General features: G+C 41.4%; 14 protein-coding genes. 9 read left to right on the forward strand and 5 right to left on the reverse strand.

Annotation, left to right across the window (positions count from 1 at the left end; translation table 11 throughout):
* Positions 1–4: 4 nt before the first annotated feature.
* The 5 genes from J3455_RS06560 to J3455_RS06580 all read right to left on the reverse strand — a co-directional run bounded on the left by J3455_RS06560 (position 5) and on the right by J3455_RS06580 (position 5,812).
* Positions 5–2,347 (reverse strand): ATP-binding protein, encoded by a 2,343-nt coding sequence (locus J3455_RS06560; protein ID WP_178926334.1) that lies wholly within the window; start codon positions 2,345–2,347, stop codon positions 5–7.
* Positions 2,344–2,976 (reverse strand): biliverdin-producing heme oxygenase, encoded by a 633-nt coding sequence (locus tag J3455_RS06565; RefSeq protein WP_167658414.1) that lies wholly within the window; start codon positions 2,974–2,976, stop codon positions 2,344–2,346. Before J3455_RS06565 ends, J3455_RS06560 begins: the two co-directional genes overlap by 4 nt.
* Before the next feature lie 230 nt (positions 2,977–3,206).
* Positions 3,207–4,853: a chaperonin GroEL gene (gene groL / locus J3455_RS06570; RefSeq protein ID WP_349561383.1), complete on the reverse strand. Its 1,647-nt coding sequence runs from the start codon at positions 4,851–4,853 to the stop codon at positions 3,207–3,209.
* 51 nt (positions 4,854–4,904) lie between these two features.
* On the reverse strand, positions 4,905–5,192 hold the full coding sequence (locus tag J3455_RS06575; protein ID WP_063701599.1) for a co-chaperone GroES: 288 nt from the start codon (positions 5,190–5,192) through the stop codon (positions 4,905–4,907).
* A 143-nt stretch (positions 5,193–5,335) separates the two neighbouring features.
* Entirely contained in the window at positions 5,336–5,812 is a 477-nt protein-coding gene (locus tag J3455_RS06580; RefSeq protein ID WP_130050371.1) for an FxsA family protein, read from the reverse strand.
* A 162-nt stretch (positions 5,813–5,974) separates the two neighbouring features.
* Between J3455_RS06580 and cutA the strand changes: the two genes are divergently transcribed.
* The 9 genes from cutA to miaA all read left to right on the forward strand — a co-directional run bounded on the left by cutA (position 5,975) and on the right by miaA (position 15,565).
* Positions 5,975–6,295 (forward strand): divalent-cation tolerance protein CutA, encoded by a 321-nt coding sequence (gene cutA, locus J3455_RS06585; protein WP_130050372.1) that lies wholly within the window; start codon positions 5,975–5,977, stop codon positions 6,293–6,295.
* On the forward strand, positions 6,295–8,121 hold the full coding sequence (locus J3455_RS06590) for a protein-disulfide reductase DsbD (RefSeq protein WP_256855109.1): 1,827 nt from the start codon (positions 6,295–6,297) through the stop codon (positions 8,119–8,121). Before cutA ends, J3455_RS06590 begins: the two co-directional genes overlap by 1 nt.
* Before the next feature lie 347 nt (positions 8,122–8,468).
* Entirely contained in the window at positions 8,469–8,921 is a 453-nt protein-coding gene (gene aroQ / locus J3455_RS06595; RefSeq protein ID WP_178926330.1) for a type II 3-dehydroquinate dehydratase, read from the forward strand.
* Between the two features lie 30 nt (positions 8,922–8,951).
* The gene (gene accB / locus J3455_RS06600) at positions 8,952–9,416 is read left to right on the forward strand and encodes an acetyl-CoA carboxylase biotin carboxyl carrier protein (RefSeq protein WP_130050375.1); all 465 of its coding nucleotides are present in this window, start codon (positions 8,952–8,954) and stop codon (positions 9,414–9,416) included.
* 23 nt (positions 9,417–9,439) lie between these two features.
* The gene (gene accC / locus J3455_RS06605) at positions 9,440–10,780 is read left to right on the forward strand and encodes an acetyl-CoA carboxylase biotin carboxylase subunit (RefSeq protein ID WP_130050376.1); all 1,341 of its coding nucleotides are present in this window, start codon (positions 9,440–9,442) and stop codon (positions 10,778–10,780) included.
* Positions 10,781–10,922: 142 nt separating this feature from the next.
* A complete protein-coding gene (tsaE, locus tag J3455_RS06610; RefSeq protein WP_130050377.1) occupies positions 10,923–11,390 on the forward strand; it encodes a tRNA (adenosine(37)-N6)-threonylcarbamoyltransferase complex ATPase subunit type 1 TsaE in 468 nt (155 codons plus the stop codon).
* A 72-nt stretch (positions 11,391–11,462) separates the two neighbouring features.
* Positions 11,463–12,770 (forward strand): N-acetylmuramoyl-L-alanine amidase, encoded by a 1,308-nt coding sequence (locus J3455_RS06615; RefSeq protein ID WP_233786811.1) that lies wholly within the window; start codon positions 11,463–11,465, stop codon positions 12,768–12,770.
* Between the two features lie 23 nt (positions 12,771–12,793).
* Positions 12,794–14,632: a DNA mismatch repair endonuclease MutL gene (gene mutL / locus J3455_RS06620; protein WP_349561385.1), complete on the forward strand. Its 1,839-nt coding sequence runs from the start codon at positions 12,794–12,796 to the stop codon at positions 14,630–14,632.
* Positions 14,633–14,647: 15 nt separating this feature from the next.
* Positions 14,648–15,565, forward strand: a complete 918-nt coding sequence (gene miaA / locus J3455_RS06625; RefSeq protein WP_178926327.1) for a tRNA (adenosine(37)-N6)-dimethylallyltransferase MiaA — start codon at positions 14,648–14,650, stop codon at positions 15,563–15,565.
* Positions 15,566–15,633: the final 68 nt, after the last annotated feature.

The raw sequence follows: 15,633 nt of genomic DNA on the forward strand, positions 1-15,633 counted from the left end.
ATTACTAAAACTGACTTAGTTTTATTTCTCTTAGTGGTAAGGTGACGTAAAACTGAGAGCCTTCATTGATATTTGCTTCTGCTGTAATTGTCCCATGGTGTCGTTCGACTATTTTCTTACAAATAGCTAAGCCTAACCCTGTTCCTTCGTATGCTTGTTTAGAGTGAACCCGTTCAAAAAGGTTAAATATTCTGTCTTTAAACTCGCTATTAAAACCTATTCCGTTATCAATGACAGCGATAACAAGATGCTCGTCTGTTCGCTCAACTGACTTAATCCCTATAATGGGTGCTTGATGTGGGTGACTAAATTTAAGCGCATTGAGAATTAAGTTTTGAAACAAACGCTGGATTTGTCGTTTGTCGCCATAGATTTCACCAATGTCTTCTATGTGAAACACCGCGTCCTTGTCAGCGATAATTAACTCAAGATCATCAAGAATATCATGAAAAACATCTGATGCTGAAAAGTGACGAAACTCTTCGCCTTTTCGATTGATTCTAGAAAAACTCAATACTCCTTTGATAAGTTTTTGCATTCTTTCGGCAGAATCCATCATACGAGAGATATAAGAAGCGTTTCTTTCTCCAATCTGTTCTTTAGAGTTTTGCAGGCGATCGCCGAACATTTGTATTTTTCGTAAGGGTTCTTGTAAATCATGAGACGCAACAAAAGCAAACCGTTCTAACTCTTGGTTAGACTCTTCAGATTTTCTAAGTGCGATTTCAAGGTCAAGCTCGGCTTGTTGTCGAGTGAGTATTTCCGCTTTTAAAGCGACAGTTCGCTCATTAACTTTAGTTTCTAATAAGTTGTTTAACTTTTTAAGGCGCTCAGATTTTTCAATAACATGATTAACCAAATGATTGCGAAACTTTATAGCGCAAGATATTTCGTTTGCCTTCCAAGGTGAGCATTTATTACGTACATTCTCTTGCCATAAACGAAATGAGCTACGAGGCATAAGGCGGTGACTACCGTCGTCAAGAAATTCGATTATCTTTTCAGGTTTCCCCCCCCAATTTTTTGTTTCAATCACCTCTTTACGAAACCACATAATAAATAAGTTTTCATTAGTAGAAACAGGCATAGCAAGTACGCCGCTTGCAATATTAGCAAACTTATTAAATTCAGCATTTTCATTAGACAAGTGATGGTTATGATACAGCAGTTCATCTTCTAAGTGGTTGCTTTTCAACCACTCAAATAAATGATAAATATCATCATTTGCGGGTACATCCCCGAAACTTTCAATATCTTTTTCTAGCCGCCATGCAACACCATCAGCACTTAGCATGCTAAGTAAAGCAGGAACTTGTTTGCGTAAGCCATCAATGAAAAAGACTTCTTCAGACATATGCTCTGCTATCTCTGCACTGATGGCGGTGGCTTTAGCTTCTTGAATCGCTTCGATTGATTGTGTTTTGAGGGAAATTATATATGAGAGCATCAACCCCATATACTGTGCAACTTGTCGTGCCTCAAAAGGGACGACATGGCTTGAATAGTGGTGACAAGCAATTAACCCCCATAATTTACCAGCAATAATAATACTGATAGACATTGATGCTTTAACACCCATATTGCGTAAATATTGGCAATGAATGGGGGAGACACTTCTGGTTATACACGTGCTTAAATCTACAGGCTTGTCTTGTGGGTAGATAGGTGATACTTCAGCATCCACATCTGCAAGTAACCTTATAGGATTACGCAAATATAAAGCGCGTGCTTGCTTTGGAATATCTGACTCAGGAAAATGCTGGTGTAGAAATGAGTTTAACTCATCTTTTTTGGCTTCTGCTACGACTTGACCATTATATTCATGGTCAAACTGATAGAGCATAACGCGATCAAAACCTGTTAAGTTCCGAACTTCTTCTACTGCTGTGTCGAATGATGAGTTTAGCTCTTTTTTGTCAGCTATTAGGTGAAGAGATTGCTTCATCAAGTAATTCATGGGGTCAATACTTGAGTGCTCTTTCTTTATATCAAACTCAAGTTCAATGAGTAAGTATTCATCGTTACGAGAAATAACACCTTTAATAGAGGTCTCAGGCGATTTACCTTTTAACTCAATCTTGAGTGGGTTAATGGCATGAAAGTCCTTTTGGGCTTTATTTTCCTCTATGATATTAGATGTATTCGCTTCAAAGAAATTAGTTATATGTGAGCCTACTAAGCGATCCTTTTGTGTATTTAAAAGCAATAAAATATTTTCGCTGAAATAGCATATTTTGAGTGTTTCAGGGTCAACAACTAGTAAGTACCCATGCGGTTGTATAGAGCCTGGAATATGAATAGGTTCTTTATGGCAATTGTCTAATGAGACTTTAAATGTATTGCTCAATTTATATCTCCAAGCGCTTGAGAGATTAAGCTAAATGCCTTATTTGCTCCCAATAAAATGTCATCTGCTGAGTTTGGGTTGTCGTTATGATACTGCTTTAGTGCGTGGATAAATTGAGCCCACTTTTGATTCCTAAGTTCACCATAACTATAAAAAAAACGGATCCCTTCAAGCTCATTTATCCAATTATGCTTTTTAAGCGCTTTAAATATGTGACCTCCACCCATGGTGGCTCCCTCCATTACATACATCATTCCAAATGCATGTGATACGTTGCAGATATTTTTTAAATCATCGTGTTTATATAATTTAACAGGTGGAGCGTGTTGAGATGTTTGCAAATAAGCAATATCTTGATTTAACCAGCTTAGCTTGCTGCGGCCAACAAGTAGATGTTTTGTGGCACCATAGGTTGATATAGCATCCTCCATAATAGAATAGCTACTATGCATTGCGATTAAAATTTCTAAATACGATTGTTGGGTCATATTTTTATCGAATAATACTGCACCTAGTTGTTTTTCCACACGAGAGTGAAGGAAGTCGGTACTATTTTTTATAAAAGTATGAATATTATTTTGATCGCTATTGCAAGTTATTACAGTGGCGTTTGATAAAGCTGAACCCATTGTTATCCTGAACGTATTTGGAGCATTCTAGTAGTATTCGCACCAGTATATACTTAGGTACAAGTATGTAAAATACAAAATTAAGGGTGATTAGGAAAAGGCAACTATTTATTGCGGGTTCAAATGACTTGTAAAGTTAGAAGGTCTTTGTTTATTTACAGAGCAAGTAAATGAATGCAAAAAACCCAGCCGGAGCTGGGTTTTTTAAGCAAAGTGCTTGGGAGGGATGATTACATCATGCCGCCCATACCACCCATGCCGCCCATGCCGCCCATATCTGGAGCAGCTGGCTCATCTTTCGGGATTTCAGCAACCATTGCTTCAGTAGTGATCATTAGACCTGCGATTGAAGCTGCGTACTGAAGTGCAGAACGCGTTACTTTCGTTGGGTCTAAGATACCCATTTCGATCATGTCGTTGTACTCGCCTGATGCTGCGTTGTAACCGTAGTTACCTTCACCGCCTTTTACTGAGTTAACAACAACTGATGCTTCGTCACCTGCGTTCGTTACGATTTGACGAAGTGGTGCTTCCATTGCACGTAGTGCAACTTTAATACCGTGACTTTGGTCTTCGTTGTCGCCAGCAAGTTCAACAAGTTTGCTTGCTACGCGAACTAGTGCAACACCACCACCTGGTACAACACCTTCTTCAACCGCTGCGCGAGTTGCGTGTAGTGCATCTTCAACGCGGTCTTTTTTCTCTTTCATTTCGATTTCAGTTGCTGCGCCAACTTTGATTACTGCAACACCGCCAGCTAGTTTAGCCATACGCTCTTGTAGTTTCTCTTTATCGTAGTCAGACGTCGCTTCTTCGATTTGTGCTTTGATTTGTGCAACACGACCATTGATGCCGTCTTCTTCGCCTGCACCGTCGATGATTGTTGTATCATCTTTAGTGATTACAACGCGCTTCGCTGTACCCAGGTCTTCGATAGTTGCTTTTTCTAGCTCTAAACCGATTTCTTCAGAAATTACTGTACCACCTGTTAATACAGCGATGTCTTGAAGCATTGCTTTACGACGGTCGCCAAAACCAGGGGCTTTAACTGCAGACACTTTAACGATGCCGCGCATGTTGTTCACTACTAGTGTTGCAAGTGCTTCACCTTCAAGGTCTTCAGCAATGATAAGTAGTGGCTTGCTTGCTTTAGCAACTGCTTCTAGTGTAGGTAGTAGCTCACGGATGTTAGATACTTTTTTGTCTACAAGTAGAATGAATGGGTTGTCTAGCTCTACAGCGCCTTTTTCAGCGTTGTTGATGAAGTATGGAGAAAGGTAACCGCGGTCAAACTGCATACCTTCAACTACGTCTAGCTCGTTTTCTAATGACTGACCTTCTTCAACAGTGATAACGCCTGAGTCACGGCCTACTTTTTCCATTGCTTCAGCAATGATGTCACCGATTTCTTTATCAGAGTTAGCAGAAATAGTACCTACTTGTGCAATTGCTTTAGTGTCTGCACATGGAACAGAAAGTGCTTTAAGCTCTTCAACTGCTGCAGTAACTGCTTTGTCGATACCGCGCTTAAGGTCCATTGGGTTCATACCCGCTGCAACTGCTTTTAAGCCTTCGTTTACGATAGATTGCGCTAATACTGTTGCAGTTGTTGTACCGTCACCTGCAGCGTCATTCGCTTTAGACGCTACTTCTTTAACCATTTGTGCGCCCATGTTTTCGAACTTGTCTTCAAGCTCGATCTCTTTAGCTACAGATACACCGTCTTTAGTGATCACTGGAGCGCCGAATGATTTGTCTAATACAACGTTACGGCCTTTAGGACCTAAAGTTACTTTTACTGCGTTTGCTAAAATGTTTACGCCAGTTAGCATTTTGCCACGTGCGTCACCTGCAAAAAGTACTTCTTTTGCTGCCATGATTTAATTCCTCTTAAATTCTGTAAACGGGTTGCTAAACGAAAAGTAGGATTAGCCTACAATGCCTAGAATGTTATCTTCACGCATGATCAGGTACTCTTGACCTTCGATCTTTTCAACTTTTTCAACATAAGAGCCGAACAGCACAGTGTCACCGGCTTTAACTTCTAACGCTCTTACTTCACCGTTGTCTAAAACACGGCCATTACCAACAGCGATAACTTCTCCGCGAGTTGATTTTTCAGCTGCAGAGCCAGTTAATACAATACCGCCAGCAGACTTAGTTTCTTCTTCTAGACGCTTAACGATGACGCGATCATGTAAAGGACGAATGTTCATTTATTTAGTTCTCCTAACAGTTTCTGAACAGTACAGAAAAAATCTTGTGTTATTGCAGGGGAGTGCTTAGCCACCCGCTGCGTTTCATTGCATTCATTAATGGGGGTGGCTTAAAAAAATCCAAGTACAAAAATTAAAAAATTTTAATCTTTTCGCTCAAATTCACCATCAATAGTTGTCGGTTGGTGGTTTGGCTCTTCGTGAGTTGTTGTTTTACTGTGATATTGGAAGTGTGCAGAGCCTTGATTTGTCTGCGAACTCATGCGCACAGTGGCTTGACTGGCAAGGCCTGCAGCTAGCTTGTTTCGTATTGCTGGGGTGAGTAATAAAAAGCCAAAAAAGTCAGTCATAATCCCCGGAGTCATCAATAAAACACCGGCGATAATCACACATAAACCCGTAAACAATTCTTTGGCAGGCATTTGCCCTTGTGCCATTTGTAACTGCACGTTTTGAATCGCACCTATACCTTGTTGCTTAACTAATTTTGCACCGACAATCGCGGTTACAATCACAAGCGCTATGGTGGCAAAGCCACCGATCACTTCACTCACTTGAATGAGTAATGCAATCTCCACAATCGGCACTAAAATAAATAACAAAAACAAAAATCTAAACATAAGGCTCTCTAAAAAATGTCATTCTCTTTCGAGTCAGTGAAATATAAATAGGGGTGAGCAGGTCATTTTTCAAGGTGGAACCTAGGATCGCCTTGCTCGCTACACATTATAGTTACTATCGGCTACTATGGTGCGACTCACGTAATCAAACAAAGGTTCCTTATGACTACGCATTTTCGACTTATTTTTACTACTTGTGCAAATGAGGATGAAGCCCGTCAGTTGGCACAACATCTAGTTAAAGAAAAGCTAGCGGCTTGTGTGAACATTATGCCTACAATTGAATCTATCTACATGTGGGAAGGCGAGATAACTCAAGCTATAGAAAGTAAGTTACTGATCAAAACTAAGTCAGAAAAAATGAATGAAGTGATCCAAACTATCAAGAAATTGCATAGTTATGAGATACCAGAAATTCAGGTCGTTGATGTTGCTACAGGCAATTTAGCCTATTTTAATTGGATGGATGAGGTACTTAATTAATGCGATCGTTCCTTTTATTACTTTGTGCACTGTGGCTTGTGCCGGCAAGTGCAAGTAATAACAATTTACTTGGAAATCTACTGCAGCCCGCAGAGCAAACATTTCTGCCGGTTGAACAGGCCTTTGTTTTCGATTTTGACCAGCAAGGCAAAACCTTATTTATTGGCTGGGATATTGCTCCTGATTATTACCTTTATAAAAAGAAAGTCGAAATAATCGCTAAAGGCGCTGATATTGAAGTACCTGATCTTGGTAAAGGGCAAATTATAGAAGATGAGTTTTTTGGTAAGACTGAGGTCTTCTTTGACTCGTTAAGTGTGGTTACTAAGGTCAGTAATGTCACTGAAGGGGCGGTTGTTAAAATTCGTTTTCAAGGCTGTGCCGAGGCGGGGTTATGTTATCCGCCAGAAGTTAGAACCATTCCTTTATCTGTGATTGCAGGTGAGCGAGTCTCAGAGACTGCAGATGCGGGGAACGCATTAGCAGCATTAACACAAGCAGCTGATACAAATGAAGCGTCATCAGCGCCCTCTCAAGAAGCATCAAAACCAGCTGGTGAGCAGTCATATACCGATAAACTGGCATCGCAAGGCTTATTGACGAATCTTGTTATTTTCTTTTTAGTCGGTGTTGGTCTTGCTTTTACACCTTGTGTATTTCCAATGTTTCCAATTTTATCGAGTCTTATCGCGGGACAGCAGAATTTATCGACCAAAAAAGCGTTTTCGCTGTCGTTCGTTTACGTACAAGGTATGGCCGTTACGTATGCAGCACTGGGCTTAGTGGTTGCATCATTAGGTGGTCAAGTCCAAGGATATTTGCAGCATCCAACGGTGCTAATCAGCTTTAGTATTTTGTTTGTATTGCTGGCAATGTCGATGTTTGGCTGGTACGAAATCAAATTACCTAGTGGCATAATGAATAAGCTCACTCAGGTTAGTAACCAGCAAAAAGGCGGCAACTATGTTGGCGTATTTATGATGGGTGTACTGTCTGGTTTGATAGCTTCACCTTGTACAACCGCGCCGTTGTCTGCTGCTTTACTCTACGTGGCGCAAAGTGGTGACTACCTAGTGGGTGGTTTAACACTCTATGTACTAAGTTTAGGCATGGGCTTACCACTGTTATTATTGGGTACTTCTGGTGGTAAATTACTGCCAAAAGCCGGTGGTTGGATGGAGCAAGTAAAAACCTTATTCGGTTTTATCATGCTGGTTGTGCCACTTATTCTGCTTGAACGTATTATTGATATCGAACTCATCTGGTTGATGGCTGGTTTATTAGCACTTGCAACAGCGCTGTATTTACACCACTGGCAAAGTGCGCAATCGCAGGGCAAGCTAAAAACAGCATTGTGGTTTGCTGCAACATTACTTGTTGTGACAGGGGCTAGTTTAACGAAAAATTATTTCTGGCCTAGTAAAGCGGTGGTTGCTGAAGCTGCCGTACAAACACATCGTTTTAAACACGTTGCTAATTTAAGTGAATTGAAAGAAGAAATTGCTGCCGCAAGTAGCGAAGGGCGTTTAGTGATGGTCGATTTATACGCTGATTGGTGTGTTGCGTGTAAAGAGTTTGAACACTACACCTTTCCTGACGCTAAGGTGCAAGAGCAGTTTGCTCACTTTGAGTTAATCCAAATTGATTTAACCGAAAGTGATGCAAAAACTATTGAATTAATGGAAGAGTACACGGTATTCGGTTTACCGAGTATTTTGTTCTTTGATACCCAAGGTAATGAGCTTTTAGAGCAACGTGTAACTGGGTTTTTAAACGCGAAAGACTTTACTGAACATTTAGCAAAAGTAAGAAATACTGCCAAATAAACGCAAACGTGCAGGAAAATAGCAAAACGCCACTCATTAGAGTGGCGTTTTTGTTTCTAGCTAAGAAAAATGCTTTTATTAGCTAAAAATCAGCGCTTTTTCTTGTAAATGTTCAATTACACAACAAGCAAAGACAGTGATTAACTTACTTGAGTGCCTTGTCATGCCTGCATTTGCCGTAAGTAGGTAGTGATTAGACCAGTATTTTGCTGCTATTTACGTCGAAATATCTATAATAGGTGGTTAACGTGAGAAATAGTTGCTATTTTACATCAGCACGCTTAGGTTAAGCGTGGGTTTATGATGAATATGGTTAAACTGCTTACTTATAGGATATATCGCGTATTATGGCTGCAAAATTCAAACTTTTAGTTCTAAATGGGCCAAATTTAAACATGCTTGGCAAGCGTGAACCAGAAAAGTACGGCACTCAATCTCTTGATGAGATTATAGCTGAACTTAGTCAGGTTGCTGCAGGTCTCAATGTTGATTTAACGCATTTCCAAAGTAACAGTGAAGCTGCATTAATAGAGCGCATTCACGATGCATGGCAAGAGGTTGATGCAATTATTATTAACCCTGCTGCATTTACGCATACAAGCGTAGCCTTACGGGATGCATTACTCAGTGTAAACATTCCCTTTTACGAGGTGCATTTAACTAATGTGCATGCTCGCGAAGCATTCCGTCATCATTCGTATTTTTCGGATGTGGCACAAGGCGTCATTATTGGATTAGGAGCAATGGGTTATAAGGTGGCACTAGAAGCTGCAGTTAACCAATTGCAAAACACACATTAATTTTTAAATAACTAACAGGCGGGTCGTTCAATGGATATTCGCAAGATCAAAAAACTTATCGAACTAGTAGAAGAATCTGGTATTGCTGAATTAGAAATCACTGAAGGTGAAGAGTCAGTACGCATCAATCGTAACAACATGGCTGCAGCACCTGCAATGCAATATGCTCCACAACAGTTTGCAGCACCTGCGCCTGCAGCGGCGCCAGCTCCAGTAGCAGATGCTCCAGCAGCAGAAGCGGCTGCTCCAGCTGCACCGACTGGCCACCAAGTTAAATCACCTATGGTTGGTTCATTCTACTCAGCGGCTTCTCCAGAAGCAGCACCTTATGTAGAAGTAGGTTCTAAAGTAAATGTTGGCGACACGTTATGTATCGTTGAAGCAATGAAAATGATGAACCAAATCGAATCTGATAAAGCAGGCACAGTAAAAGCTATCTTAGTTGAAAATGGCGAGCCAGTAGAATTCGATCAACCTTTATTCATCATTGAATAATAGCGCAACAAAAGGCCAACTCTATGTTAGATAAAGTAGTCATTGCAAACCGAGGTGAAATTGCACTTCGCGTACTGCGCGCCTGCAAAGAGCTTGGGATCAAAACTGTTGCTGTGCATTCAACGGCAGACCGTGATCTTAAGCACGTGTTACTGGCAGATGAAACAATTTGTATTGGTAAACCATCAGCGACTGAAAGTTACTTAGATATTCCGCGCATTATTGCAGCGGCAGAAGTAACAGACGCAGTTGCTATCCATCCAGGTTATGGTTTCCTTTCTGAAAATGCAGACTTTGCTGATCAAGTTGAGCAAAGTGGCTTTGTGTTTATCGGTCCTAAAGGCGACACGATTCGCTTAATGGGGGATAAAGTTTCTGCAATCGAAGCGATGCGTAAAGCAGGTGTACCTTGTGTACCTGGTTCAGATGGTCCATTAACGGCAGACAGCGAACGCAACATTCAAATCGCAAAACGTATTGGTTACCCTGTAATTATTAAAGCAGCAGGCGGCGGCGGTGGTCGTGGTATGCGTGTTGTTCGCAGCGAAAAAGAACTAATCGATTCAATCGCTCTTACTCAGCAAGAAGCAAAGCAGTTCTTCGGTAATGGTATGGTTTACATGGAAAAATTCCTTGAAAACCCACGTCATATCGAAGTTCAAGTACTTGCTGACGGTCAAGGCAATGCAGTTCACTTAGGTGAGCGTGATTGTTCAATGCAACGTCGTCACCAAAAAGTTGTTGAAGAAGCGCCAGCGCCAGGTATCACAGCTGAAATGCGTAAGTTCATCGGTGACCGTTGTACTCGTGCATGTATCGAAATTGGTTATCGTGGTGCAGGTACGTTCGAGTTCTTATACGAAAACGGCGAGTTCTATTTCATCGAAATGAATACTCGTATTCAGGTTGAGCACCCAGTAACAGAAATGGTAACTGGCGTTGACTTAATCAAAGAACAGCTAAAAATTGCAGCTGGCCAGCCATTATCATTCACACAAGAAGATGTGGTTATTCGTGGTCATGCAATTGAGTGCCGTATTAATGCTGAAGACCCAGAAACCTTTATTCCATCACCAGGTAAAATCACGCGATTCCACCCTGCTGGCGGTTTAGGTATTCGTTGGGACAGTCATATCTATGCAGATTACACCGTACCACCTCATTACGATTCAATGATTGGTAAGCTGATCTGTTACGGTGAAAACCGTGATGTAGCCATTGCTCGTTCACGCAATGCGTTAAACGAATTAGTGATTGACGGTATCAAGACCAACACACCACTACACAAGAAAATCTTGGCAGATGAGAACTTCCAAAACGGTGGTACAAACATCCACTACCTTGAGAAGAAGCTAGGTCTGTAAACAAAATTCTGTTTAAGCTAAAAAGCCGGCAACTTTGCCGGCTTTTTTTTGTCAAATTAGGCATAAGAGCGGCTCTCGCCTTACAAAAATATTCTGGTATGATTAATAAAGTAATGTGTTTTTAGTTTTTCATGAGGTAATAATGACCGACAGTGTTGGTTTTCCACTCGCTGATGAAGCGGCAACGGTTAATATGGGTAAGCAACTTGCAGCCTTAATGGAGCAAGGAGCAGTCATCTATTTACATGGTGACTTAGGTGCCGGTAAAACGACATTAACCCGTGGTATCGTGCAAGGTTTCGGTCATCAAGGTAAGGTTAAGAGTCCAACTTATACACTGGTCGAGCCTTACCAATTAACTAAAGCTGATGTCTATCACTTTGATTTATATCGCTTAGGTGATCCTGAAGAACTTGAATATATGGGTATTCGTGACTATTTTTCACCACAGGCTATTTGTGTTGTGGAATGGCCCGAAAAAGGCGGCGAATTTATTCCAACACCGGATCTTGATATCACCCTGCGCTATGAAGGCGAGGCGCGTGCTATTTTAATTAACAGCTTAACCGACCGTGGTCAGGCAATTGTTCAGCAACTTAAGAGCGCGTAAGAATAAACATATAAAAATAAAGGTGTATTAGTAAAAATGGCTCGTTGTACATTTAAACTATTAACTATATTGATGTTTTTGTTTGTGAGCCAAGTTGCGCTTGCACAAAATACGATTAATAGCGTACGTGTGTGGCCCTCACCTGACAGCACTCGTGTGGTCTTTGACTTAAACGATAAGCCAGATTTTAGCTACTTCATGTTGAAGAACCCAGCTCGTTTAGTGATTGACTTAAAAAATACCGACAAACTAGATAGCTTGCCTGCTATTCCTAAAAAGCATCAGATTGTTTCAAAACTGCGTTATTCAAAACCAAAAGATAGCAAGAGTGTGCGTTTTGTTTTTGAACTAGCTCGTGCCAGTAAACCAGTTGTGTTTGCTTTATTACCGACCGATCCATATAAACACCGTTTAGTGGTTGACCTTGTGGATAAAACGCCGAAGGCAGAACCAGTTGCTTCAACCAATACCAGTGTTAAAAAGCGTGAGCTTCATCAAGAACGCGATATCGTCATTGCGATTGACGCAGGCCATGGTGGTGAAGACCCGGGCTCAATTGGTCCGTCGGGAACGTATGAAAAAGATATCACGCTGCAAATAGCGAAGCGCCTGGAGCGAATGATAGATGCTGAAAAAGGCATGATTTCGCGCATGGTTCGCCGTAGTGACTACTTTGTCAATTTAAACACCCGTACTAGCATTGCTCGAAAGAAAAAAGCAGACTTCTTTGTGTCGATTCATGCTGACGCATTTACCAGCCCGCAGCCAAACGGCGCTTCTGTCTGGGTGCTATCACTGCGCCGCGCTAATTCTGAAATTGGTAAATGGATTGAGGATAAAGAAAAACACTCAGAGCTTTTAGGTGGTGCAGCTGGGGTGTTAAAAGATACTGCTAGCGAAAAATATTTAGCACAAGCACTGCTAGATATGTCAATGGATCACTCAATGAAAACAGGTTTTAGTGTTGCGGAAGAAGTGGTTAGCGAATTAAGAAAAGTTGCTAAAATGCATAAGAAGCGTCCACAAGCGGCGAGTCTTGCAGTATTAAAATCACCGGATATTCCGTCTATTTTGGTAGAAACAGGGTTTATTTCGAACCCGCGCGAAGAGCGAATGCTAAAAACGGCGCAGCATCAGGAGCGTTTAGCAAAAGCAATTTTCACTTCGATTAAAAATTACTATATGCAAAACCCGCCAGATGACTCGTTATTTGCTAAGTTAAAAGCGCAGTTTCCGACTAAACATAAAGTACGTCCCGGTGAGTCGTTAAGTATTTTGGCAAGCAGATACAACACCTCTGTTAGTAAGCTAAAAACGGCCAACAAGTTAAAATCGAATACCTTGTTTATTGGTCAAGAGCTTGATATTCCTCAAAGCTAGTCAATTTTCGTGTTAGGAACACTATGAGCATAGAAATACTACCCGCGCGATTGGCTAACCAAATTGCTGCGGGTGAGGTGGTTGAACGCCCCGCATCTGTTGTTAAAGAGCTAGTCGAAAACAGTTTAGATGCCGGCGCAACGCGCATTCAAATCGATATTGAGCGCGGTGGTCATAAGCTGATTCGCATTCGCGATAATGGTTCGGGCATTAATAAAGATGAGCTGACATTAGCTTTGTCGCGCCATGCTACAAGTAAACTTAAGTCACTTGATGATTTAGAGAACATCTGTTCACTGGGTTTTCGTGGTGAAGCACTCGCTTCTATTAGCTCAGTATCACGGCTAACTTTGAGTTCAAAACCAAAACAACAAGAAGCCGCATGGCAAGCGTTTGCTGAAGGACGCGATATGGCGGTGCAAATCAAGCCAACTGCACATCCCGATGGCACCACCATTGAGGTAAAAGACTTATTTTTTAATACTCCTGCGCGGCGAAAGTTTCTTCGCACCGAGAAAACTGAGTTTTCACATATCGATGAGCTAATAAAGCGTATCGCGTTGAGTCGCTTTGATGTATCTATTACTCTTACACACAACGGCAAAGTTGTGCGTCAATACCGTGCAAAGCCAAACCCTGAGCACGCAATAACACGTGTAGCACAAGTTGCTGGTAAGGCGTTCAGTGAGCAGGGTTTGCATATTCAATCAGGTGAAGCAGGCTTGATGCTACGAGGCTGGGTATTACCAGTGGGTTCAGCAAATAGCACTCAATATACCTATGTCAATAATCGCATGATGCGCGATAAACTCATTTTGCATGCGATTCGCCAAGCTTTTGAAGAAGTTGCTGGATCAGAAGAGCTTCCAGGATTTGTAATTTATATTGATATTGATCCACGCCAGGTCGATGTTAATGTGCACCCGGCTAAACATGAAGTACGGTTTCATCAAGGTCGCTTAGTACATGATTTTATTCTGCAGGCAATAAAACAAGTTGTAGTGCCGCTTCAGCATGAAGCCGGTTTTACCGAACATAATGAAACTGATTTTCAACATGCTTCGTTTGATGAGACAAACCTAAGCAGCACGCAGCCAAGTTTGAATCAATCAGTGCCAGCAGAGCAGTATGATTACCCCAAATCTGAATTACAACCGACACGTTTAACAAGTTATTCTGGGACAACAGGTCGTTCTGGAGGTGGTTTTGGTAGCGACAGCCAAGGGCGCAGTAAAACATCGCATCAAGATGTGAATGCTTTTTATCAAGGGATCAGTGAGCAACATGCCGCGCATTTTGACCAAGTACGCCCTGAACCAAGCATTGCAGCACCGGTTGCAGAGCAAGCTAAGCTTGCCAAACTCATTCACGTACGAGAAGGTGAATGCGTATTTAGTGAAGATAACCAGCTATTTGCTGCGCACTTTAAGTATGCTTTAGCACTCGACTGGCAAGTGCAAGTAGAACAAGCTGGCAGCCTTGATGGCAAAGCTTTGTTGTTGCCTGTGCGAGTGAATGCAAGTGCTGATGACATTAGCGCCTTAAATGCTCAGCAGTCGTGGTTTACCTTACTCGGTTTTGATTTGGTTATTGAAAAGCAATTTGTGATGGTTAAAAGGCTCCCGCCTTGTGTTTATTTACTTGATGTGAGTCATGCTATTGAGTGCCTGATTAGTGGCTGCAAATCATCGCTAAGTTCACTGGATAAATGGCTAGAATGGTTAACACAGCAAATTCCAAAACGCTATTACGCAAGTCAACCCTTTATGGAGCAAGTGACTCGGTTAGAAAATAATCCACAAACTATGCAACGTTTACGTCAAAAAGCAGTTAAAATAGATCTATCTCAGTTTTTAAACTAAGCAAGGTATTTAGGCTTGAATAACTTACCCGTCATTTTTTTAATGGGACCAACCGCTGCAGGGAAAACAGACTTAGCAATTTCGCTGTGTGAGCATTTAAACACAGAAGTAATCAGTGTTGATTCAGCATTAGTCTATAAAGATATGGATATCGGCACTGCAAAACCAAATGCAGAAGAGCTAGCTCGTGCGCCGCATCATTTGATCGATATTATTGACCCAGCAGATAGTTATTCAGTAGCAGATTTTCGCCGTGATGCCATTGAAAAGATTGATCTATTTCATAAGCAAGGTAAAGTACCTGTATTGGTTGGCGGTACAATGATGTATTTTAAGTCGCTTATTGATGGCTTATCACCGCTACCAGAGGCATCACCTGAAGTACGTGCCGAGCTTGAAAAAGAAGCAAAGCAGTTAGGCTGGCCACATTTGCATAAAGAGCTTGTGAAAATTGATCCTGATGCAGCACAAAAAATAAGCGAAAATGATTCGCAACGAATTAATCGCGCATTGGAAGTGTATCGTATAACAGGGAAAACAATGACTGAGCTGCAAAAACAAAAACAGCCTGAGCTTCCTTATACTTTCCATCAATTTGCCATTGCGCCTGATGATCGCAGTGAATTACATCAGCGAATTGAGAAAAGGTTCAAAATAATGCTCGATCAGGGGTTTGAAAATGAAGTTTCATCCCTATATAAACGTAAGGATTTACACCCAGACCTACCTTCGATTCGTTGTGTGGGTTATAGACAAATGTGGGATTACATTGCTGGCGAAATTGACTATGATGAAATGGTCTTTCGCGGTATTGCAGCCACACGGCAGTTAGCCAAGAGACAACTGACTTGGTTAAGAGGTTGGCCTGATGTAACTTGGTTGACTTCGGGTGATGAAGAAAACTTGCAACGTGTAGTAAGTTCGCTAAGCTAGTAGTAGCTGAAAGTTTTTTAGCTTTGTTAAATTAGTTCAGCTACTTAATTATAATAACACCTAGAACG

The organism is Pseudoalteromonas sp. NFXS39, from assembly GCF_040148775.1.
GTDB lineage: Bacteria > Pseudomonadota > Gammaproteobacteria > Enterobacterales > Alteromonadaceae > Pseudoalteromonas > Pseudoalteromonas apostichopi.